Source organism: Neisseria sp. 74A18 (assembly GCF_001308005.1).
Classification (GTDB): domain Bacteria; phylum Pseudomonadota; class Gammaproteobacteria; order Burkholderiales; family Neisseriaceae; genus Neisseria; species Neisseria dumasiana.
Genome location: NZ_LGZA01000029.1, coordinates 1 through 21,399, shown reverse-complemented (window position 1 = coordinate 21,399; position 21,399 = coordinate 1). Strand labels below are relative to the sequence as shown.

Annotated in this window: 16 protein-coding genes and 1 pseudogene; 9 read left to right on the top strand and 8 right to left on the bottom strand. The window is 52.4% G+C overall.

Annotated elements, in window-relative coordinates; genetic code table 11:
• The first annotated feature begins 64 nt into the window (after positions 1-64).
• Positions 65-273, top strand: a pseudogene (locus AKG43_RS13375) (lipoprotein signal peptidase).
• 19 nt (positions 274-292) lie between these two features.
• Here AKG43_RS13375 and AKG43_RS09250 read toward each other — a convergent pair.
• A complete protein-coding gene (locus AKG43_RS09250) occupies positions 293-2,440 on the bottom strand; it encodes a right-handed parallel beta-helix repeat-containing protein (RefSeq protein ID WP_054600277.1) in 2,148 nt (715 codons plus the stop codon).
• Between the two features lie 444 nt (positions 2,441-2,884).
• On the opposite strand from AKG43_RS09250, the gene AKG43_RS09245 reads away from it, so the two are divergent.
• On the top strand, positions 2,885-3,511 hold the full coding sequence (locus AKG43_RS09245) for an alpha-ketoglutarate-dependent dioxygenase AlkB (RefSeq protein ID WP_054600276.1): 627 nt from the start codon (positions 2,885-2,887) through the stop codon (positions 3,509-3,511).
• A gap of 89 nt (positions 3,512-3,600) precedes the next feature.
• Here AKG43_RS09245 and AKG43_RS09240 read toward each other — a convergent pair whose 3' ends face one another.
• Positions 3,601-4,638 carry an ABC transporter ATP-binding protein gene (locus AKG43_RS09240; protein WP_054600275.1) on the bottom strand — a complete coding sequence of 346 codons (1,038 nt, stop codon included), beginning with the start codon at positions 4,636-4,638 and terminating at the stop codon, positions 3,601-3,603.
• Entirely contained in the window at positions 4,635-6,248 is a 1,614-nt protein-coding gene (locus AKG43_RS09235; RefSeq protein ID WP_054600274.1) for an iron ABC transporter permease, read from the bottom strand. Before AKG43_RS09235 ends, AKG43_RS09240 begins: the two co-directional genes overlap by 4 nt.
• Positions 6,249-6,530: 282 nt before the next feature.
• On the opposite strand from AKG43_RS09235, the gene AKG43_RS09230 reads away from it, so the two are divergent.
• The gene (locus AKG43_RS09230; protein WP_054600292.1) at positions 6,531-7,520 is read left to right on the top strand and encodes an extracellular solute-binding protein; all 990 of its coding nucleotides are present in this window, start codon (positions 6,531-6,533) and stop codon (positions 7,518-7,520) included.
• A 303-nt stretch (positions 7,521-7,823) separates the two neighbouring features.
• On the opposite strand, the gene AKG43_RS09225 is transcribed toward AKG43_RS09230, so the two are convergent.
• From AKG43_RS09225 to AKG43_RS09215, 3 genes are all read right to left on the bottom strand, one after another.
• On the bottom strand, positions 7,824-8,237 hold the full coding sequence (locus AKG43_RS09225; protein ID WP_054600291.1) for a DUF417 family protein: 414 nt from the start codon (positions 8,235-8,237) through the stop codon (positions 7,824-7,826).
• 177 nt (positions 8,238-8,414) lie between these two features.
• Complete coding sequence (locus AKG43_RS09220; protein ID WP_054600273.1) at positions 8,415-9,161, bottom strand: 1-acyl-sn-glycerol-3-phosphate acyltransferase; 747 nt, start codon at positions 9,159-9,161, stop codon at positions 8,415-8,417.
• A 62-nt stretch (positions 9,162-9,223) separates the two neighbouring features.
• Positions 9,224-9,979 (bottom strand): GNAT family N-acetyltransferase, encoded by a 756-nt coding sequence (locus tag AKG43_RS09215; RefSeq protein WP_054600272.1) that lies wholly within the window; start codon positions 9,977-9,979, stop codon positions 9,224-9,226.
• A 399-nt stretch (positions 9,980-10,378) separates the two neighbouring features.
• Between AKG43_RS09215 and AKG43_RS09210 the strand changes: the two genes are divergently transcribed.
• Both AKG43_RS09210 and argJ read left to right on the top strand, forming a co-directional pair.
• The gene (locus AKG43_RS09210) at positions 10,379-11,770 is read left to right on the top strand and encodes a chloride channel protein (protein ID WP_054600290.1); all 1,392 of its coding nucleotides are present in this window, start codon (positions 10,379-10,381) and stop codon (positions 11,768-11,770) included.
• Complete coding sequence (gene argJ / locus AKG43_RS09205) at positions 11,771-12,991, top strand: bifunctional glutamate N-acetyltransferase/amino-acid acetyltransferase ArgJ (protein ID WP_054600271.1); 1,221 nt, start codon at positions 11,771-11,773, stop codon at positions 12,989-12,991.
• 302 nt (positions 12,992-13,293) lie between these two features.
• Here argJ and fnr read toward each other — a convergent pair whose 3' ends face one another.
• On the bottom strand, positions 13,294-14,028 hold the full coding sequence (fnr, locus tag AKG43_RS09200) for a fumarate/nitrate reduction transcriptional regulator Fnr (protein WP_054600270.1): 735 nt from the start codon (positions 14,026-14,028) through the stop codon (positions 13,294-13,296).
• A 207-nt stretch (positions 14,029-14,235) separates the two neighbouring features.
• On the opposite strand from fnr, the gene hemN reads away from it, so the two are divergent.
• Positions 14,236-15,645, top strand: a complete 1,410-nt coding sequence (gene hemN, locus AKG43_RS09195; RefSeq protein ID WP_054600269.1) for an oxygen-independent coproporphyrinogen III oxidase — start codon at positions 14,236-14,238, stop codon at positions 15,643-15,645.
• Between the two features lie 228 nt (positions 15,646-15,873).
• Complete coding sequence (locus AKG43_RS09190; RefSeq protein ID WP_054600268.1) at positions 15,874-16,119, top strand: DUF1289 domain-containing protein; 246 nt, start codon at positions 15,874-15,876, stop codon at positions 16,117-16,119.
• A 158-nt stretch (positions 16,120-16,277) separates the two neighbouring features.
• Here the strand turns inward: AKG43_RS09190 and AKG43_RS09185 are convergent, their stop codons facing one another.
• The gene (locus AKG43_RS09185; protein WP_054600267.1) at positions 16,278-17,264 is read right to left on the bottom strand and encodes an RluA family pseudouridine synthase; all 987 of its coding nucleotides are present in this window, start codon (positions 17,262-17,264) and stop codon (positions 16,278-16,280) included.
• A gap of 580 nt (positions 17,265-17,844) precedes the next feature.
• Between AKG43_RS09185 and AKG43_RS09180 the strand changes: the two genes are divergently transcribed.
• A complete protein-coding gene (locus tag AKG43_RS09180; RefSeq protein ID WP_054600289.1) occupies positions 17,845-20,748 on the top strand; it encodes an Rne/Rng family ribonuclease in 2,904 nt (967 codons plus the stop codon).
• A 133-nt stretch (positions 20,749-20,881) separates the two neighbouring features.
• On the top strand, positions 20,882-21,399 hold a 518-nt coding region (locus tag AKG43_RS09175), incomplete at its 3' end, for a transposase (protein ID WP_197273105.1).

The following is a 21,399-nucleotide window of genomic DNA, read 5'->3' as shown; positions in this document are numbered from 1 at the left end:
CAAACAGCCGTCTGAAACCTATATTGCTCTCCGAACCCGACATGGCACAAAGAGTTTGAGACCTTTGCAAACCCCCATCTGCGGCGCATTTCTGCGTTGTGCGCTGCTCGCTCGTTTGCCTATCTGTATGATATGTCTGCACTCGCTGTGCTGCTACGCCTTGAACTACATCCACATTTGGGGGTTTTGCAAAGGTCTCAGTTTGTTGAAAGCTTTTATTGCGGCGGCTGTTCAATCAACATCCGCCGCAATGCTTTGTGCAACATGCTCTAACTTAACGCAACGCCTTCAATCAAACGTAGCCGACGGTATTGTCTTCAGGCAGCACATAGGCGGCAGAGTTGGCGGCGGTGTAAACCTCCGGCGCACTCTCCGGCCACGGCTCTGCGCGGTCGTTGATACCGATTGCACCCAAGTTTAACGGCTGGCGGTTATCGAGCAGCCCGTCTGCCTTGTCGGCATGCTCCGCATTTGCAGGCGTTTTCTGACCGGCCGTGCGTAAAGCTGCGGGATTAACCTGAATGTTTTCAGAAGCCGACGCACTGAAAGTGGTGTGGCCGATGTCGGCAAGCTTGGCCTTGCCCGCAGACGGCATATTTTCCGCATGGGGATTGTCGTTTTGCATCTCTTCGGGAATCATGCCGGCAGAGGGCATTTTGGCTTGGGCGGACGCTTTGGATTTGGCCGCCAGTGCCTTGAGCTTTTGGGCGGCGGCAATATCTTGAACGGTAATGCCGTTGTTGCCCAAAATGCCGACTGCCTTGTTGTGTTGGTTGCTGTGGATTCTGGTGGTTGTGTTTTCCGTTTTCAGCCAATCGCCGTTTTCAAAAGCGGCGGTGCCGTCGGTTTCAAATTTGTTGCCGGACACATTAAGTTGGATTTTCTGCGACCCGCCGACACCTTTGGTGCGGATAACCGGTCTGTCTATCAGGCCGCCCAAATTGAATGTGTTTTGGTTGACGGTAATCGACTGGGCATTGGTTTCGGCAGAGAGTGCTTCGGTGGCGGCATTCGACTGCTTGATATGGAGTTTGTTGGATTCGATCATGATTCTGCCGTGCAGGCGGCCGTTGGTATTTTGCTCTTGAATCAAAATCGGCGCGCTGTGGCTTCTGGTTACTTCCATCGTGTTGTTGATGATACGGATTGTTCCCGAACCCGGCCCTCTTTCAACCGCTTTGGTATCCGGATTATCCGGATTGCCGAATACGCTGATCAAGCTGTCGGAAGAATTGCCCTTGATGGTGTTGTTGGAAATGCTCAAAGAATAAGTGGCATCTTTTTCGTTATTGCGCATCTCAATGCCGCGGGTGATGCCGTTTTTATCGGTTAAACCCTCGATGGTATTGTTGGTAATCACGAACGCGCCGGTTTTGGGGTTGGCGAATTTTTGCCAAGCTTGCGCTTTGTTTTCCAGCTTGATGCCGCGAAAACCCGCATAGTCGCTGGATTCGTGCGGAACACCGAAATTGTCGTCTCTCAGCAGGCGGAACGAAGGATCTTGGATAATTTTATTATTGTGTATGGTTACTTTATCCATAGTGAACTGGCGGTTTTCGACTGCAATGCCATACATACGGTCGCCGTTGAGTATGTTGTCTTTGATGGTGATGTTGTTGCCGTCGTGCGAATCGATACCTTTGCGGTAATTGTGGTCGGTTTTGTTTTTGGCAATGGTAATGCCGTTGTTGTAGCTGCCTGCCACCAAGGCGATTCCGTAACCTGTTCCGCCGTCGTCTTTATGGCCGTTCCAAGATAAGGTATTGCCCTCCGCCACAAAACCTTTTTGATAAGATACTAAAATACCTGCAACACGGTTGTGGTGCAGGTAGCTGTCTACAATCTTATTGTTGTCGCCGGTGGGCAGTTGGTTGGCAGAAATTTTTCCGTTAATCAGCGAGTATTTCGCACCTGTCGACACCGCATCGGTCGAAGTAAATAAAACCCCCGCCCGGTTGGCTCCGGAAACTTCCACTTTTTTAATCAGGGTATGGTCGGAATCGTTCACGACGATACCGTTGATTTTACCGAAATAACTTTGGCCGGAACGGTAGAAATCGGTTGGTTTGGTATGCTGGTACTGTATCGACAAATCGCTGATAAATTTACCGTTTTGCTTATTAATCCAAATACCGGCTTTTTCGGGAACGGTGCTGTTGCTGTCGGGATTGTGCACACCGGTTTGCGTATGGGTAAACAGAATCTTGGTTTTTCCCATACCGTCGCCGAAAATCCCTCTCACATCTTTGGTATCGGCGTTGATTTCGATTGCTTGGGTGATTCTGATCATGCCGTTGATATAAAGCGCAGCTTTTTCTTTATTGGCCGCAACCAAGGCTGCTTTTACCGCATCATCATAACTATTGTTTTTGGTTTTGAAATCTCTGATATCTACATATTTTCCGTAAGTTTTATGTGTGCGTACGACATATTTCGACATTTTTTATCTAACCTCCTAAATAAATCTTTCATTCCAAAAAGATAAATGCCAGGCAAGAGTATAATGTATTTTCCAGATCGGAAAAGACGCCTCTTGTTTTAATATATTTTTTTATACTTTTATCATTATCCAATTGAGATGAAATAATAAAATGTTATTTTTTGTTAATAAAATTCAATGATGCGGCAATTTTATTTGTTAACAATTTGAGTAAATAATGTATAGGCATACCGAATTTATGAATAAAAGAAATGATTTACCAATCAAAATTAACGTAAGTTAAATATTGTTAAACATAAAATCGGCCTTGCCAACAAGGTTTTTTCAGCGCCTCTTTATGTTATCCGGCTAAAAGCAACGATTCGTTTATGATTTATTAATAACTTATTTGAATAATAGAGTTTAAAACGTCATAAAAAATATATTAAAAACATAGAGATAAAGATGACATTGAGTTTATTTCCAACCGGCAGAAACACACCGGCCAATCTTCTTCCCTACGACGGATCGGTTAACGACTACGGCGCGGTTATTGCTGCCGAAAAGGCCGACGTTTATTTTTCCGTGCTGGCTCAAGAGATTCTGTGGCGGCATGACGAAGTGTTGATGTACGGCAAGCGGATTACCACGGCCCGTCAAACCGCTTGGTATGGCGACAAACCGTTTGCCTACACTTATTCGGGTATTTCCCGCCTTGCTTTGCCGTGGCATTCTGTACTGTTGGAGATCAAACAAACGGTTGAAGACTGCATCCGCCCGCACACGCCTGCCGTGTTCAATTCCTGCCTGCTCAACCTTTATTCAGACGGCCTCGAAGGTATGTCGTGGCACAGCGACGACGAACCCGAGCTGGGCAATGAGCCGGTCATTGCTTCGGTCAGTTTCGGGGCAACCCGAAAATTTGCGTTCAAACACAAAACAACGCATGAAAAACGTGAAATATTTCTGCAACACGGGCAGCTGATTGTGATGCACGGCGACACGCAAACCCATTGGCGGCATGCCGTGATGAAAAGCAAAACCGTGCATGCCCCCCGAATCAGCCTGACTTTCAGAACCATTCTGGATTGACTATACGAAACCTTTTTATAAATAAGCGTTAGGCCGTCTGAAAACCTTTTCAGACGGCCTAACGCTTATTTAACTTTAACCCGGCACACTCACGCCCCAAACGCAATCAAATGTTCCAAATCCATGCGGATACCGATGCGGCTGCCGACGGGGTGGTCGTGGTGGGCGGGCACTTGGGCGGCAACGGTTTCGCCGCTGTCGAGCTTGAGCGTGTAGATGAAATAGCTGCCTTTGAAATCCTTATCCAGCACTTCGGCGGTAATCGGGCTGGCGTGGTCGTGCACGATATCGTCGGGGCGGATAAGCACGTCCACTTCGCTGCAACATTGGCAGGCAAACGGCACGGTGCCGCAAAACTCGCCGACGGCCAGTTGTACGCAAGCCGCGCTTTTAACCTTGCCGCGCAGCATTACGCCGGTGCCGATAAAGCGGGCGGTATAGGTGTCGGCAGGCTCATGATAGAGCTTGTAGGGCGTATCCCACTGTTTCAGACGGCCTTCGTGCATGATGCCGATTTTGTCGGCCATCGCAAACGCCTCCTGTTGATCGTGCGTGACCAAAATCGCGCTGGTGTTTTCCTGTTTCAGCAGTTGGCGCACTTCTTTCGACAAGCGTGCGCGCAAGTCGGCATCGAGGTTGGAAAACGGCTCGTCGAGCAAAATCAGCTCGGGCTTGGGTGCAAGGGCGCGCGCAAGGGCCACGCGCTGTTGTTGGCCGCCTGAAAGCTGGTGCGGATAACGGCTGCCGTAGTCGGGCAAGCCGATTAATTCGAGCAGCTCGCCCACCCGCGCATGGCGTTCGGCGGCAGGCTGTTTGCTGATACCGAACGCGATATTCTGGGCGACGGTCAGATGCGGAAACAGCGCGTAATCCTGAAACACCATACCGATGCGGCGCAGGTGTGGCGGCATGGATGTGAGGCCGTCTGAAAGCGTGGTGCCGCTCAACACGATCTTGCCGCTTTCGGGCTGTTCAAACCCTGCAATCGAGCGCAGCGCGGTGGTTTTACCGCAGCCCGAATGCCCGAGCAGGCAGGCGATTTCGCCTTGTTCCAATGCAAAACCGAAATCCTGCAACACGGGTTTGCCGTCGAAAGAAAGATTAATTTGGGAAACTTCTAAAATCATGTGTTTTGCTCCGTGCGCGAAAACAGGATAACGGGCAGCAGGCCGGTTAAAACGATAAGCAGAGCGGGCAGCGCGGCATTGGCAAACTGCCCTTCGATGGTGAAAGCGTAAACACGCACGGCGAGCGTATCCCAATCATAAGGGCGCGTCATCAGCGTAATCGGCATTTCTTTCATCACGTCCACAAACGCCATCAGCACCGCCGTGCCGATTGCTCCTTTCAGCAACGGCAGATACACGCGCCACAACACGCCGCGGCCGGTGCAGCCGAGCGAACGCGCCGCTTCGGCCTGCGACGGGCTGATGCGCTCCAGCCCCGCCTCCACCGCCGCGTAACCGACGGCAAGAAAGCGGATGAGATACGCTGCCAACATTACTGCCAACGTGCCTTTCAAAATGCCGGTAGTGCCTTCGGGCAAATTTAAGTGTTCAATCAAAATATTGTCGAACCACGCCACCGGCACGAACACCCCCACCGCCAACACCGTGCCCGGAATGCCGTAACCCAGCGTAGCAATGCGTGCGGCAACGGCGGCGAAACGGCTTTTATCCGCACGCTTGGCCAAAGCCAGCAACAAAGCAACGACGGCAACCAATACGGCGGCGGCAAAGCTGGCCGCAAACGAATGCCACGCATGCAGCCACAGCGAAGTGTTGAAACCGTCATTCCAAGTTTCGTGCGCCCACACCACCAACTGAACCAGCGGAATAACAAACGCAAACAGCAAAATCAGGCCGCAATAAGCCGTTGCAAACCACTTGAGGCCGTCTGAAAGCGGCTTGCGGCGGTGTTGCTGCGCCTTGCCGGACTGATTGAAACGGCGGTTGCCGCGGCTGAGCTGTTCCAACGCCAACAGCACGAACACCAGCGTAATCAGCAAAGCGGCGAGCTGTTTGGCCGTTTCCAGCGAATAAAAATCAAACCACGCCTGATAAATCGCCGTGGTAAACGTGTCGTAGCCGAACACCGACACCGTGCCGAAATCGGCCAGTACTTCCATCAAAGCCAAAATCACGCCGCCGCCGATCCACGGCCGCGCCATCGGCAGAGCCAGCTTGAAAAACGCCCGCCGCGGCGACAAACCCAACGACGCGCCCGCCTCCAACGCCCGCTGCCCCATGCTGGAAAAAGCATTGCGCGCCAGCAGGTAAACATACGGATAAAACGTCAGGCTCATCACCACCGCCAACCCGAAACCGTTGCGCACATCGGGGAAAAACTGCGCTATGCCGTAGCGTTCGCGCATCAGCGTATTCAGCGGGCCGGTGTAGTCAAACAAACCGAGCTGGGTAAACGCCAATACATACGCCGGCACTGCCAACGGCAGCATCAACGCCCAAAAGAAAAACCGGCGCAGCGGAAAATCATACATCGCCGTCAGCCACGCGCAGGAAGTGCCCAGCACCGCCACACCCGCGCCCACGGCCAACACCAGAAACAAGGTGTTTTTCAACAATTGGGGCAATTGGTATTCCAGCAGAAACGACCAGATTTCCGCATCGAACTCACCCAATGCCGCCACAATCACCGCCAGCGGAATCAGAATCAGCACGATACAGGCGGTCAGCCACAAACGCGGCAATAAGAGTTTGGATACAGGCAGCTTCATAAGTTTTTTTCAGACGGCCTCATCAAGATGGAAAAAGAAATAAAGATATAAAAAACGGTATTATCAGTTGAGCATCCGCATAATGCAAACCCGATAACATCGTTTTTATTATAAATGATAATTTATATTGTTCTTAATACGATACTTCATTACAATACACAGATGAATGGCAATTGTTGTTCCCAATGAAACATTTACCTCTAAAACCGTTTCCATTTGCGAATAACAACCTGCCTCCACATCAACTTAAACTCAAGGTCATTGAAGAGGATCAGAAACATGATGAAAAAAGCACTTGCCGTTTCCGTAGCCATGCTGGCGGCCGCTCCCGTATTTGCCGAAGAACTGGTGGTTTACTCGTCTCGCGCCGACAACCTGCTGCGCCCCGTTGCCGAAGCCTACCAAAAGAAAACCGGCGTTACCATCAAACTGGTTAACGACAAAGCCGGCCCCCTGATGGAAAAACTCAAAGCCGAAGGCAGCAACAGCCCTGCCGACGTATTCATCACCGTTGACGGCGGCAACCTGTGGCAGGCCACCCAAATGGGCTTGCTGCGTCCCATCAACTCCGCAACCTTGAAAACCAACATCCCCGCCAACCTGCGCGACCCGAAAAACCAATGGTTCGGTCTCTCCGTACGCGCCCGCACCATTTTCTACAATACTCAAAAAGTGAAGCCTTCCGAGCTTTCCACCTATGCCAATCTGGCCGACCCGAAATGGAAAGGCCGCCTGTGCCTGCGCACGTCCAACAACGTCTATAACCAATCTTTGGTCGGCACCATGATTGCCAACCAAGGCCATGCCAAAACCGCCCAAATCGTGAAGGGCTGGGTCAACAACTTGGCCACCGAGCCGTTTGCCAACGACACCGCCATGCTTGAAGCCATCGGCGCAGGCCGTTGCGACGTGGGCATTGCCAACACCTACTACTACGGCCGCCTGATGGACAAACAGCCCAACCTGCCCGTTGGCGTATTCTTCGCCGACCAACAAGGTAAAGGCACACACGTCAACGTATCCGGCGCGGGCGTGACCAAGCACACCAAAAAAGCCGCCCAAGCGCAGAAATTCATCGAATGGTTGAGCGGCAGCGAAGCGCAAAACCTGTTTGCCGACCTGAACCACGAATATCCTGCCAACCCGAAAATCAACCCCGATCCGAAAGTGGCCAAATGGGGTAAATTCAAACAAGACGTGATCAACGTATCGGTAGCCGGCAGCAATCAGAAAAAAGCCGTAATGCTGATGAAACAGGCCGGTTATAAATAACCGTTTCTGTAAAACAAGGCGATGATCGAGCAGGCTGGGACCTTTGCAAAAGTACCAGATGTGGATGCAGTTCAAGGCGTAGCAGCACAGCGAGTGCAGACATATCACATAGATAGGCAAACGAGCGAGCAGCGCACAACGCAGAAATGCGCCGCAGATGGGGTTTTGCAAAGGTCTCAGGCCGTCTGAACGCTCATACAGCCCTCATCACTAACCGAAAGGCTGAACTTTGTTTGACGCAAAGTTCAGCCTTTTCCATAGGTTTCCAATAGGTTGCGACCTGTGCAAAGGTCTTCTTACAAGCTACGCCGGTTTGCCCAAATCGTGTTTCAACAACACCAAACCCGCACCTATCAGCATCACATCTTTAAACACAAAACCGTTAAAGCCGATCTGCAACAGCAGGCTCAACGTAACCAAGCCGGTTACAATAACCAGAACATCGCCCGCAATGCTCAGGCGCGGTTTGAAAAAACCTAAAAACAGCGAAATATAAGCCACGGCCTCTACCACCCCGAGCAGATAGCTGGCACCGTGCGCACCTAAAAGCGGATAAAGAAAGCCCAACCAAGTTTTCGGCAGCATGGCTTCCAAAGCGTCCACTTCAAACTGCATCCATTTGAAAATGCCGTAAACCAAAAAAACCAGAAATACTCCGGCGCGAAGGGCAGCAATATCAAAATTCGATTGTCGGAATGTTTGAATCAGTTTTTCCATTTTGATCACCTAAATAACCGGTTAAAAAATCTATCTACTGACATGGACGCATCCCGTGCCCGAAACTTACACCTATAATCAATTAACTTAACTTTTACCAAGGCAAACCCAACGCTGCATGCAACGCAAAGGCCGTCTGAAAAAATATTTCAGACGGCCTCGATATAACCAATAAACTTACCCCAGTTCCCGTTGTTTTTCGCTCAACAGATGATGGATATGGCGGGCAATTTCCTGCCTGTCCGCACCCGACGGCACGGGGTCGAGGAAATAAAGCTCCGCCGTACCGCCCGGCTGCGAAGCGATCATGCGGATAGATTCCACCAAACTGATGTCGCCGTAGTAAGCCATGGCCGGATTGGGGCTGCTGCCGTCGGGATTGGGATAACGGCACAACACCGGCACCAACGGCACGCCCGCTTCATTGGCTGCTTGGAAAAAGCTGGTTTTAAACGGCAGAATTTCTCGGCCTTCGCTGCTCGTGCCTTCGGGGAACAGCGTAACCGTGTCGCCGTTTTTCAATGCCTCGGTAACATGGCGGATTTTCTGGCTGTTGCCTTCGGTTCCTTTGTTGCGCGTAACATAAACCGTTTGCGCCTGTGTGGCGAGGTAGCCGACAACCGGCCATTTGGCCACATCGTCTTTGGCCACAAAACGGCCGGGGAAAGCGGCGTTAATGGCCATAATATCGAGCCATGAAATATGGTTGCAGATCATCATCTGCCCCTGCCCTTCTTTCGGCAGGTTGCCGTAAGTTTTGAGCTTCAGCCCGCAGGAAGCCAGCACGCGCAGCGACCATAATTGTATGGCGCGCAGTTTGCGTTGCTTGCTATAGAAAGGAAACAGGAAAAACATTTCGAGCATGCCGTAAAGCAAACAACCGGCTATGCAGAGAAGTCGGAAAACAGTGCGTAAGGTTTTCATGGTGTGTGAAGAAAAAATATAGGCAGGCCGTCTGAAAACAGGGTTCAGACGGCCTGACCGGTTTATTTTAATCGTGGGGCAAAACGTTGCAGATAACGGTCGTTCAAACGGTTGATGTCCATTAAAATCAACACGTCGGCGCAATTGAAGGCTTCATCTACGCAAGGTTCGCCGCAGAACCATGCTCCGGCGTTGAGATAGCCCTTGACCAGCGACGGGCAAACGGGATTTTCAACGGGGTTCAATTCGTCCCATTTCAGGGGATTGAGCGGGCGCACGCACCATTGCAGCGGTGCCAGATGTTTTTCTTTCAATGCGTGATACAGGCCGGCTGCCTCGTGGCCGCCGTCGGTGGTGCTGATGCTGCCGCAACCTATCATAAAACGCAGGTTTTCATCGCGCATAAATTTTACCAAGCCCGACCACAGCAGCATAATCAAGCCGCCGTTGCGGTAATCGGGATGGATGCAGGCTCTGCCGAGTTCTACGGTTTGGGGCAGAATGTCTTTCAAAGGGGAAAGGTCGAATTCGTGCTCGCTGTACCACGAGCCTACGGCTCGGGCGCTTTCTTCGGTAATCAGGCGGTAGCAGCCGATGACTTCGCCGGTGGCATCGTCGAAAGCCAGCAAATGGTGGCAGTGTTCGTCGTATTCATCCACATCCAAACCGTTGCCGCTTTGAATGTCTGCGCCCAATTCTTCGGCGAATACTTGGTAACGCAGGCGTTGCGCGGCTTCGATTTCTTGTTGGTTTTCCGCCAATCGCACGCTGAGGCCGATTTTGGGGCCGGTGGTGTTGAAACGGCTTTTATGGGGCATACAAGCTCTCATAGTCAGTAAGTAAGCCCGCTAGTATAGCAGAGTGTTTTTTACTTTTTCCATAAGCAATATCTTATGTTTATCTACGGCTTGGTCGGAACGGGGCCGTCTGAAAGCACAATTTGCCGCACATTGCCTGAAAAGCGTTCCCATCTTCCCAGGCGAACACCGCAATCTGCAAGGCTGCAACATTCTTTGCGCCGTATTGCGGCAAACCTTTATACGGAGAAAAAATCTGCTCATAATAGCGGTTTGTCGGCACACCGCAAACATGATGATTCTGCAACACCTTGCCGATTCGACGAACGCAACGGCGCACCGCCATTTACCGGCAATCTGCCGAACATGTCTCCGAGGTCGTCTGAAACCGATTACTGCACATTACAGGTTGTCATTCCCATGAAATCCTCTTTTTCAACACATTACCGGATACTCAAGCGAAAAATCATCCACAAACTCAACCAAACCCAACGGCTGTCGCGCAAAACGCTGGCTTTTATGTTCCTGCTCGCCGGTGCCGCGCTGGTGGCTTTGGTGTCGCTGGCCTTTGCCAAAATGGCCGACTGGGCATTAGAAGAAAATGCGCGGCTGGTTAAAGAATACCCGTGGTTTGCGTGGGTAGCCCTGCCGCTCGGCCTGCCTTTGATTGTGTGGCTGACGCGCCGTTTCGCGCCCTATACCGCCGGCAGCGGCATTCCGCAGGTGCTGGCTTCATTGTCGTTACCCTACGGCGCACAAAAAACGCGGCTGATTTCGCTGTGGCAAACCATGCTGAAAATCCCGCTTACCTTCTTGGGTATGCTCGCGGGCGCGTCTATCGGGCGTGAAGGGCCTTCGGTGCAAGTCGGTGCCGCCGTAATGTCGGCTTGGGGCGCATGGTGCAAAAAACACAATATTGCCTTCAAAGGCATGCAGGAAAACGATTTGATTGCCGCAGGCGCGGCAGGCGGTTTGGCCGCTGCTTTTAACGCTCCGCTGGCCGGTGTGGTGTTTGCCATCGAGGAATTGGGGCGCGGCATACTGTTGCGCTGGGAGCGGCAGATTTTCATCGGCGTCTTGGCAGCCGGTTTCATTCAGGTAGCCATTCAGGGCAACAACCCCTATTTCTCAGGCTTTCACGGCACCGAGTTGGACGACATGCTGATTTGGGTATTGCTGAGCGCACTGGTGTGCGGCGTGGCCGGCGGCCTGTTTGCCCGTATGCTGTATAAAGGTGCGGCGGCCTTTTCGCCCGAAAAATACCGCGGCTGGATACGCCGCCATCCCATTATGTTGGCCGGCGTTATCGGCGTACTGCTGGCCGCACTCGGTACGATTTATCAAGGACAGACATTCGGCACCGGCTATCACGAAGCCTCCGACGCTTTACGCCGCATGTATGACGCGCCTTTCGGTGTGGCCGCAGCCAAATGGCTTGCCACCGTGCTGTCTTACTGGGCGGGCATCCCCGGCGGCATTTTCACACCCTCGCTCACCGTCGGCGCCATGATCGGCCAGCACATCGCCCAATTTGCCGACCTGCAAACCGGCGTCAACGTTTTGGTGTTAATCTGCATGACCGCCTTTTTGGCCGCCGCCACGCAATCTCCACTTACCTCCAGCGTTGTCGTGATGGAAATGACGGGCGGACAGAATCTGTTGTTTTGGCTGTTGATTGGTGCTATTTTTGCATCTCAAGTGTCGCGCCAGTTTTCACCCAAGCCGTTTTACCATGCGGCAGGCGCACGTTTCCGGCAGCGTGTTCAGGAAGAATATGCCGCCAAACAGGTCGATATTAAGGAGAACCGATAAATGGCAGTGAATCTAAAAGAAAAATACGCAGCAGAATTACTTACCGTAGACGGCGCACAGGTTTTTATCGGGCAGGCAGGCGTGAAGAAAGCCGCCCATGACGATTTAACGCTGATCGTATTAAATACCGACAATACCGTCGGCGCGGTATTCACGCAAAACCGCTTCTGCGCCGCCCCCGTACACATTGCCAAAGAACATCTGTCCAACGAAAACGGCATCCGCGCTTTGGTTATCAACACCGGCAATGCCAACGCCGGCACAGGTCTCAAAGGCCGTGAAGATGCCGTAACCGTTTGCCGTGCCGTCGCCAAACAAATAGGCTGCGAACCGGAGCAGGTGCTGCCCTTCTCTACCGGCGTGATTCTCGAGCCGCTGCCCGCTGCCAAAATCGTCTCCGCCCTGCCCAACGTAAAACCCGCACATTGGAACGATGCCGCGCGCGCCATCATGACCACCGACACCGTGCCGAAATCCGCCAGCCGCGAAGGCAGAATCGGCAACAACCACACCGTGCGCGCCACCGGCATTGCCAAAGGCGCGGGCATGATTTGCCCCAACATGGCCACCATGCTCGGCTTTATCGTGTGCGATGCCAACGTATCCCAGCCCGTGCTGCAAATGCTCACACAAGAAATCGCCGACCTTTCTTTCAACGCCATTACCGTTGACGGCGACACCAGCACCAACGACAGCTTCGTCATCGTAGCCACCGGCAAATGCGGCCAAAATGAAATCGACAATATCGCCGACCCGCGTTACGACCAACTGAAAGAGCTGCTCGGCAGCCTTGCACTCGAATTGGCGCAAGCCATTGTGCGCGACGGTGAAGGCGCCACCAAATTCATTACCATTCACGTAGAAAACGCCGCCAGCCGCGAAGAAGCGCGCAAAGTTGCCTATTCCATCGCCCATTCGCCTTTGGTGAAAACCGCGTTTTTCGCCTCCGACCCCAATCTCGGCCGCCTGCTTGCCGCCATCGGCTATTCCGGTTTGGAAAACTTCGATACCGACAAAGTACGCTTGTGGTTAGGTTCTGCTTTGGTTGCGGAACACGGCGGCAGAGCCGAGAGCTACACCGAAGAAGCCGGGCAGATGATCATGAACCAAGACGAAATTACCGTGCGCGTCGATCTGCAACGCGGCGGCGAACAGGCCACGGTTTATACCTGCGACTTATCGCATAATTACGTGTCGATTAATGCCGACTACCGCAGCTAATTAAACACAAATGTTTTGAAATAAGAGAGGTGTAGGAAATTCTAGCGTTGTTTACACTTTCCGTTTTTTGCATGCAGACCCATTTTGGGATTTTTGAGGGTTGTCAAGAATGCCGAAAGGCACGGTGAAGCCGCATCGTTCTTGAGAATACTCAAAAATCACGAAACCATCATTCCTGCAAAAAACAAAAGCTGTTTGGTATAAAAAGTGTAAATAACCCGACCTTTTCCAACACATGAGGCCGTCTGAAAAAATTCAGACGGCCTCATGTTATTTCATTGCTTCGTTCGATTACTTAAACATCACAAAGCATGTGCGCAACCCGACACCATTTGTTTCAAGGCATCAGGCTGGAGGATGCGGATATGCTTGTGCTCCACCAAAATCAAACCTTCCTGATGGAACTTCGACAAGGTTCGGCTTACCGTTTCCAGCTTCAACCCCAAATAGCTGCCGATCTCCTCGCGCGACATACGCAAAATAAAATCGTTTGCCGCAAAGCCGCGCGAATAAAGGCGGTTGGACAAGTTTAATAAAAAAGCCGCCAAACGCTCTTCGGCACGCATATTGCCCAGCAACAGCATCACACCCTGATCACGCACGATTTCACGGCTCATCATACGGAAGAAATGGGTTTGCAGGCTGGGGATTTTCTGCCCCAACTCTTCCATATGCGCAAAAGGCAGTTCGCACACTTCGCTGTCTTCCAAAGCAACCGCATCACAACTGTGCGTATGGGAGCAGATACCGTCCATACCGATCAGCTCGCCCGACATAAAAAAGCCGGTAACCTGATCACGCCCGTCTTGGCTGGCGATGGTCGTTTTGAAAAAACCTGTGCGAATAGCAAAAAGAGAGCTGAAAGCATCGCCCGCGCGAAACAGGCATTCGCCTTTTTTCAATTTGCGGCTTTGGCGGATCACGGCATCAAGTTGGGCAAACTCGGCCGGCATCAGACCTACGGGGAGACACAACTCGCGCAGAGAGCATGTCGAACACAATGTTTTCATCTGGTTTGGTACAGTATGTGCTGGCATACCCGGTTAACCTTTATTCATAAGCAGCGTGTGATATTACCCCGACTAATCAAATATTGACTCGCATCAAGGCACGTTGTCGATAACTTGCTTATTCTAGCAAAATACCCTTATTTTGCCTATGGATTAAAAATAACGGCTAAAGCTTCACTTAACCGCGCCTACACCGTACAACAAACAGGCTTTAAACAACACACGAAACCACACATGAATACCATCAATATCGCCATTGCCAGCCAATCGCCCGAATTCGACCGTAACCTGATCGCATCGCTGCCTTCCAGCGGCCCGCGTTATACTTCCTACCCCACCGCCGACCGCTTTCACAGCGGCTTTGATGCGCAAGAATACATTCATTCGCTGGATATGCGCCAAGCGGGCAGCCCAAACCAACCGCTGTCGCTGTATATCCATATTCCCTTCTGCAACACCATCTGCTATTACTGCGGCTGCAACAAAATCATCACCAAAGACACATCCCGCGCCGATGCCTATATCGAATATCTGGAAAAAGAACTCAACCTGCTGGCACCGCACTTAAACGGCCGCCATCCGCTGATACAGCTGCACTTCGGCGGCGGCACGCCCACTTTTTTGAATGACGGACAACTTGAGCGCGTTTTCGGCATGATCCGCCGCCATTTCGACTTACTGCCCGACGGTGAATACTCGATTGAAATCGACCCCCGCAAAGTCAGCCGCGAGACCGTGCTGCATTTGGGCAGGCTCGGCTTCAACCGCATGAGCGTCGGCATTCAGGATTTCGACCCCGAAGTACAAAAAGCCGTCAACCGCATTCAAACCGTCGAAGAAACCAGAGAAGTGATCGAAGCCGCCCGCGAAGCCGGATTCAAATCGGTGAGCGTGGATTTGATTTACGGCCTGCCGCATCAAACGCCCGAAAGCATCAAGCCCACTATCGACACCGTGCTCTCGCTCAATCCCGACCGTTTGGCGCTTTACCACTATGCCCACCTGCCCCACATTTTCAAACCGCAGCGGCGCATCGATACCGCCGCCGTACCCGACAGCGAAGCAAAACTCGACATCCTGCAATATGCGGTGCAAACGCTGACGGCGCGCGGCTATGTATTTATCGGCATGGATCATTTTGCCAAGCCCGAAGACGAGTTGTGCATCGCCCTGAAAGAAGGCCGTCTGCAACGCAACTTCCAAGGCTATTCGACTTATGCCGACTGCGACCTGATCGCCATCGGCGTTTCTTCCATCGGCAAAATCGGCAATGCCTACGTTCAAAACGAACGCGACATCGACGCCTATTACGCCGCCATCGACGCAGGCCGCCTGCCGGTGATGCGCGGCTACCGTCTCAACAGCGACGACTTATTGCGCCGCGACATCATTCAAGATTTGATGTGCCGCTTTTCTCTCGAATTCCCAACCTACGAAAGCCTGTTCAATATTTCGTTTGCAGACTATTTCAGCCAAGAGCTGCAAGATTTGCAGGATTTGGCCGAACTCGGCCTGTTACGCCTAAAACCCGGCGGGTTAACGGTAACGCCCAAAGGCAGATTCCTTATCCGCAATATTGCTATGGTTTTTGACTACCATCTCCGCCATAAAGAAACCACGGCGCAATACTCCAAAACCGTTTAAAGCAGGTTTAAACAGAAAGAATAAAAACGCAAAACCGGTCTTAAACGGCTTTTCAGACGGCCTCTTGCAATATCCCTGCAACCGGCCGTCTGAAAAACACTGATGCGGCAAACCATTGAACATAGCGTATTTTTCAAGCAGAATGAGACCTTTGCAAAACCCTCGGATGCGGATGCAGTTCGAAGTCTTGCAAAGGTATCAGAATGTTTCTTTTTTTTGCCACTGTTTATGGAACAACTCGAGTTCTTTGCCATTCCCAGCCCCTGTATCGGCGTATGCGAAGCCAACAGCAAAGGCTATTGCAAAGGCTGCCTGCGCAGTCGGGAAGAGCGGCTCTATTGGCTTAATATGTCCGACGCACAAAAACACCAAGTCATGCGCCTGATTGCCATGCGCCGCAGCAAACTGCAAAAAGCCGCACGCGAAGGGCAAATCTCCACCGAATTACCCGACCAAATGGGATTTGATTTCTAATCAAATCGTTGCGGCAAATATGCTCCTACCCCGCTCACGACTAAACCGATTGCAAGCAGGCATGCTTTCCCATAACGAGTACCGCCCATTTCAACCAACATCACAACCGCTTTTCTAAGCAATGGATAAAAAAAGCGGAGCATATATGCCCCGCTTTTTTACTCTGCTTGCCGGCCGCCCTCCAGCATCAACACCATCTGCCGCAACTCCAAAGGCAGCTCGGCCTTCAAATGCAACGGCTCGCCCGTGAGCGGGTGCTGCAAATGCAACTCCGCCGCATGTAGAAACATCCGCTTCAAACCCAATTTGTGCAGCCGTTTGTTGGCCTGATAATCGCCATAGCGTTCGTCGCCCGCAATCGGGCAATGCTGCGACTGCATGTGCACGCGGATTTGATGGGTGCGGCCGGTTTTCAAGGTGGCTTCCACCAATGTTAAATGCGAAAGGCCGACCTGATGCAGCAGGCCGTCTGAAAAACGCTTCAATACACGGAACACCGTATGCGCATGCTGGCCGTTTTCACTCACGCGTACCATTTTTTCGCCTTGTGCGCCCGTGTATTTGAACAGCGGCAGTTTCACATTCAACTTATCCTGCGCCAGCTTTCCTACGCCCAAGGCCAGATAAACTTTTTTCGGATGGTCGTTGCGGATGGCTTCGTGCAGCTTTACCAACGCACTGCGCTTTTTCGCAATCATCAACAACCCGCTGGTGTCTTTGTCCAAACGGTGCACCAGCTCCAGATAACGCGCTTCGGGTCGGGCGCGGCGCAATTGCTCGATCACGCCGAAACTTACCCCGCTGCCGCCGTGCACCGCTACGCCGCTGGGCTTGTTCACCACCAGCATCGCATCGTCTTCGTAAACGATTTCAAAATCACGCGCAGGCACGGGCATGTTTTCAGACGGCCTCTGCTTTTCGGCAATGCGCACCGGCGGAATACGCAAAACATCGCCCGCTTCTATGCGGTCGGTAGGCTTGCAGCGTTTTTTATTCAAGCGTACTTCGCCTGCGCGGATGATGCGCTGGATATGGCTTTTGGGCACCCCTTTCAAAATCTTGATTAAAAAGTTGTCGAGCCGCTGCCCTGCGTCTTCCGCAGTGATGCTGATGTGGTTAACCAAGTCTTTGCTAATTGTCGGCATTTTCTCTATAATCCGCTTACGTTTTCGGGGGCCGTTTTACAGATTGTTCAGGCCGTCTGAAAACTTATTGTAAACTGGAATTTTATACTAAAAAGCACGCCACAAAGCATTTCCTTCATCTGCCGCCAAGCCCGGCGGGTGAAGACGTAATTAAGTTTAACCTTTTCCGGCAGGCTTTCCGTCAGGCATAAGACGCACCTGGTTGATTCGCGCGCAGCCGTTGGTAACAAAGCCGCCGGACAGCAATGAAGAAGACGGCTCAGATTTATTGTGTTTCGCAGCATTCATCACAGCGAAACAGCAGGTATACCGCTCTGCGTCTGTTTAACTGTTCTGCCACCTGTTTTGGCATGAAAAAACCATTATTGCCGACCAAGCAATTTCAGCGGCGGCATCTATAAACAACAGCAAACAGCCGGCAACACAAACCTTAACGTATGCCTATCGTTCTTTATTTTCCTTCTCGTTCAGATAATGCCCCACACGCCGTTTCAGACGGCCTGACCATTGGCGGCTTATAAGCGTTGAATACTGATTACCGGCCTCGTGGGTGCTCAAAAACGAGGTGGTTATGAAACGAATGTTATTTAATGCCACGCAGGCCGAAGAGCTGCGCGTGGCGATTGTCGACGGGCAAACGCTGCTCGATCTTGACATCGAAACGCTGGGCAAAGAACAGCGCAAAGGCAATATCTATAAAGGTGTGATTACCCGCATCGAACCGTCGCTGGAAGCGTGTTTCGTCGATTACGGCACCGACCGCCACGGTTTCCTCCCTTTCAAAGAAGTTTCCCGTTCCTATTTCCAAGACTACGAAGGCGGCCGCGCCCGCATCCAAGACGTGCTGAAAGAAGGCATGCAGGTAATCGTGCAGGTTGAAAAAGACGAGCGCGGCAACAAAGGCGCTGCGTTAACTACCTTCATCAGCCTGGCCGGTCGTTATCTGGTTTTAATGCCCAACAACCCGCGCAGCGGCGGCGTATCGCGCCGCATCGAAGGCGAAGAACGTCAAGAATTGAAAGCCGCCATGGCCGAATTGGACGTGCCGCGCGGCATGAGCCTGATCGCCCGCACCGCCGGCATCGGCCGCAGCGTGGAAGAGCTGCAATGGGATTTCAACTACCTGCAACAATTGTGGCAGGCCATCGAAGAAGCCGGCCGTGCGCACAACGAGCCTTACCTGCTCTTTATGGAAAGCTCGCTGCTTATCCGCGCCATCCGCGACTACTTCCGCCCCGACATCGGCGAAATCTTGGTCGACAACCAAGAAGTGTATGATCAGATTTCCGAATTTATGTCGTATGTGATGCCCAACAACGTAGGCCGTCTGAAACTCTATCAAGACCACACTCCGCTGTTTTCGCGTTTCCAAATCGAACACCAAATCGAAAGCGCATTTTCGCGCAGCGTCAGCCTGCCTTCCGGCGGCGCGATTGTGATCGACCACACCGAAGCACTGGTTTCCATCGACGTAAACTCCGCACGCGCCACCCGCGGTGCCGACATCGAAGACACCGCCTTCAAAACCAATATGGAAGCCGCCGAAGAAGTGGCCCGCCAAATGCGCCTGCGCGACTTGGGCGGCTTGGTGGTGATCGACTTCATCGACATGGAAAACCCCAAGCATCAGCGCGATGTGGAAAACGTCTTGCGCGATGCCCTGAAAAAAGACCGCGCCCGCGTACAAATGGGCAAACTCTCCCGCTTCGGCCTGCTTGAATTATCGCGCCAACGCCTGAAACCCGCATTGGGCGAAAGCAGCCATAACGCCTGCCCGCGTTGTGGCGGCACAGGCGTCATCCGCAGTATCGAATCCACCGCCCTGCATGTGCTGCGCATCATTCAGGAAGAAGCCATGAAAGACAATACCGGCGAAGTACACGCACAAGTGCCGGTAGATGTGGCTACCTTCCTGCTCAACGAAAAACGTGCCGAACTTTTCGGTATGGAAGAGCGTTTGGACGTATCCGTTTTCCTGATTCCCAATATCCATCTCGAAAACCCGCACTACGACGTTACCCGCGTGCGTACCGATGATGTGGACGATAACGCCGAGCCGAGCTACAAGCGTGTTGTCGAACCCGAAGAAGACGAAACCGCCAAACCTTTCGGCGGCGAAAAAGCCAAAACCGCCCGCCCCGAACCCGCCGTAAAAGGCGTGAAGCACACCCAGCCTGCTCCGATTGTTAGCGAAGCCCCCGCATCTTCTTCTTGGTGGACAGGTTTCAAATCATGGCTCGGCAAAGTATTCGGCGGCAGCAAAAACGAATCCGAAAAAGCCCCCGAAACAGAAAAATCGGAAAAACGCCACGGCAACCGCCCGAACAGCCGCCGCACGTCCAACCGCCGTCAAAATCCGCGCCGCAACCAAAATCTCAAACGCCAAGATAGCGACGACACCCAAGCAGATGTGCGTACAGCCGATGCAGATTCTCATGAAAGCATCAAAGAAAACAACAAGGAAACACGCAGTAACCGCCGCAGTCAAAACGACCGTCGCGAACGCAGCCGCCAAAACGCAGCCGAAGCGTGCCAGTCCGACGCCGAAACCAAAGCCGTTGCCAAAGAAAGCGGCAATCGCGAACAGCGTCAAGACAACCGCCGCCGCAACCGTAACGATAAAGCCGCAACTGCCGCTGCCGTAGCCGCCCTGCCGAATGTTGCCGAGAGCGTTCAGGAGAACACCGCTCCTGCTGCCGAAGCCGTCCGTACCGATAAAACAGCCGGCAACAGTGAAAGAGAAAACCGTTCTCCGCGCCAAGAACGCAGCCGCAATCGCGACCGCGACCAACAACGCGAACGCCGTAACAGCAGCAAAAAACGGAACATTCCATCCGCAGCCAAAATCGAGCAGTATTTGAGCATCGAAGAAGCTGCCGACAAAGTCCGCTTTGCCGTGGCACATGTATTCGGAGAAGCCGAAGAAGCACCTTTGGCCGTTGCCGTTGCTGCTCCTTTGGCACAGGCAAACACAGCCGTTGCTGCTGAAACAGACAGCCCGCTGGTGGTGGTTGTTCCGGAAATCGACACCGACACCGCCGAATCAGCACCTGCCCTGTTTGCTATCGAATCAGATTCAGCCGTTGCATCTTCAGCACCTTCCGCTCCGGCAGAAAATACCGTCGATACTGACGAACAAAGCATGATTGCTGCTGCGATTGCTAATGTAGAAGAAGCAGTCAATACCGTTTTCGGTATCGGCCATATAGAAAATGAAACGGTTGGCGAAGTGCAAAATGAAGTTTCAACCTCAGAACATGCACTCTCAACAACCCCTACCGAAAGCCAACCGAAAGCGGTTTCAGACGGCCTCAACTTAGGCGGCTTAGTACTGGTGGAAACACGCGCGGATGCTTTGGCAGCAGCATCTGCATCAACGCACACCGAAGCCTCAAGCGGGCTGCGACGCGCGGACGTGACGAAACCGGTAGAAACCGCACTTCATGATGAAGCCCCTCTGGTGCAAGTAGAAACGCACCGATAAAACAGGATGCATCCCAACGCCCGATCGCTCATGCCATCGGGCGTTTTTTTCAGCCTGAGACCTTTGCAAAACCCTCAAAAATCCTCTAAATTCCCACTCACATCAAACTCCGAGAATTTAGAGGATTTTGTTCATGAGCAGCTTTTTGCACACCGATGCCCTCCACCACATCGAAAAACATCTCGACCGCTTCCCACTCATCAAACTCGACCGTATTCTTGACTGGACACCCATCGAACAATACCTCGCCGGCCGCAAAACCCGCTACGTGCGCGACAACGGCGGCCGTCCCGCCTATCCTTTGCTCTCCATGTTCAAAGCCGTCCTGCTCGGCCAATGGCACAGCCTCTCCGACCCCGAACTCGAATACAGCCTCATCACCCGCATCGATTTCCAACTCTTCTGCCGCTTCGACGACTTCCTCATTCCCGACCACGGCACCCTTTGCCGTTTCCGCAACTGGCTGGCACAAGACAACACCTTGGCCGAACTATTGGATCTGATTAACCGCCAACTGACTGACCAGGGCTTAAAAGTAGAGAAAGCATCCGCCGCCATCGTTGACGCCACCATTATTCAGACGGCCGGCGGCAAACAGCGTCAGGCCATCGAAGTGGATGACGAAGGCGTTGTCTGTGGCGAAACCACCCC

What these genes read in the sequence shown, in the direction of transcription:
- AKG43_RS09250 (WP_054600277.1), bottom strand. Translation starts at nt 2,440, where the DNA reads ATGTCGAAATATGTCGTACGCACACATAAAACTTACGGAAAATATGTA.
- AKG43_RS09245 (WP_054600276.1), top strand. Translation starts at nt 2,885, where the DNA reads ATGACATTGAGTTTATTTCCAACCGGCAGAAACACACCGGCCAATCTT.
- AKG43_RS09240 (WP_054600275.1), bottom strand. Translation starts at nt 4,638, where the DNA reads ATGATTTTAGAAGTTTCCCAAATTAATCTTTCTTTCGACGGCAAACCC.
- AKG43_RS09235 (WP_054600274.1), bottom strand. Translation starts at nt 6,248, where the DNA reads ATGAAGCTGCCTGTATCCAAACTCTTATTGCCGCGTTTGTGGCTGACC.
- AKG43_RS09230 (WP_054600292.1), top strand. Translation starts at nt 6,531, where the DNA reads ATGAAAAAAGCACTTGCCGTTTCCGTAGCCATGCTGGCGGCCGCTCCC.
- AKG43_RS09225 (WP_054600291.1), bottom strand. Translation starts at nt 8,237, where the DNA reads ATGGAAAAACTGATTCAAACATTCCGACAATCGAATTTTGATATTGCT.
- AKG43_RS09220 (WP_054600273.1), bottom strand. Translation starts at nt 9,161, where the DNA reads ATGAAAACCTTACGCACTGTTTTCCGACTTCTCTGCATAGCCGGTTGT.
- AKG43_RS09215 (WP_054600272.1), bottom strand. Translation starts at nt 9,979, where the DNA reads ATGCCCCATAAAAGCCGTTTCAACACCACCGGCCCCAAAATCGGCCTC.
- AKG43_RS09210 (WP_054600290.1), top strand. Translation starts at nt 10,379, where the DNA reads ATGAAATCCTCTTTTTCAACACATTACCGGATACTCAAGCGAAAAATC.
- argJ (WP_054600271.1), top strand. Translation starts at nt 11,771, where the DNA reads ATGGCAGTGAATCTAAAAGAAAAATACGCAGCAGAATTACTTACCGTA.
- fnr (WP_054600270.1), bottom strand. Translation starts at nt 14,028, where the DNA reads ATGCCAGCACATACTGTACCAAACCAGATGAAAACATTGTGTTCGACA.
- hemN (WP_054600269.1), top strand. Translation starts at nt 14,236, where the DNA reads ATGAATACCATCAATATCGCCATTGCCAGCCAATCGCCCGAATTCGAC.
- AKG43_RS09190 (WP_054600268.1), top strand. Translation starts at nt 15,874, where the DNA reads ATGGAACAACTCGAGTTCTTTGCCATTCCCAGCCCCTGTATCGGCGTA.
- AKG43_RS09185 (WP_054600267.1), bottom strand. Translation starts at nt 17,264, where the DNA reads ATGCCGACAATTAGCAAAGACTTGGTTAACCACATCAGCATCACTGCG.
- AKG43_RS09180 (WP_054600289.1), top strand. Translation starts at nt 17,845, where the DNA reads ATGTTATTTAATGCCACGCAGGCCGAAGAGCTGCGCGTGGCGATTGTC.